The sequence below is a fragment of the Staphylococcus sp. EG-SA-2 genome (genome assembly GCF_017152085.1).
In genome coordinates, this window is sequence record NZ_JACYHC010001133.1 from 1 (window position 1) to 687 (window position 687).

A 687-nucleotide genomic window follows, 5' to 3' on the forward strand; every position below is an offset into this window, starting at 1 on the left:
ACATTTTAGGACTATCCGTTAAAAGTTCTGACGATAACACAACCGTATTATCTGTTGGGACTGGTGGCCATACTCTAACGTTACATTTATTAGAAGACGGCCGTCAGACTTCCCCACGTGAAGCAGGGCTTTTTCATATAGCACTTTTATTACCAACTACTGAGGATCTAGCTAACTTCTTATATTTCGTGGCACAAAAAAACATGGGCATCGGCGCTGGTGATCATTTAGTAAGTGAAGCTTTATATTTCAACGACCCCGAAGGTAATGGTATTGAAGTCTATCGCGATAGACCTTCATCTTCATGGGAATGGCAAAATGGCAAAGTAAAAATGGATACTTTAGAAGTTGATAGCCAAACTTTATTAACACATCGTACTGACGAAGGTTGGCAAGGAATGCCAGCAAAAGGCATGATTGGACACTTACATTTAAAAACACATGATTTGGACGCAGCATATCAATGTTACATTGAACAATTAGGATTCCAACATGTGTCTGATTTTCCACGTGCGTTATTTATGTCAACGAATCATTATCACCATCATATTGCGGCTAACACTTGGCAATCCAATCAAGCAAGACAAAACAATGCACAAAGTTATGGATTAACACATGTTGATATTTATCAACCCGACGCCTCAACACATACATTTACGGCACCAGAAGGGTTTGACATCACAGTTC

General features: G+C 39.4%; 1 protein-coding gene. It reads left to right on the top strand.

Annotated elements, in window-relative coordinates; all coding sequences use genetic code 11:
* The coding region (locus tag IDG60_RS28000; protein ID WP_206161054.1) for a VOC family protein at positions 1–687 on the top strand (687 nt) is incomplete at both ends.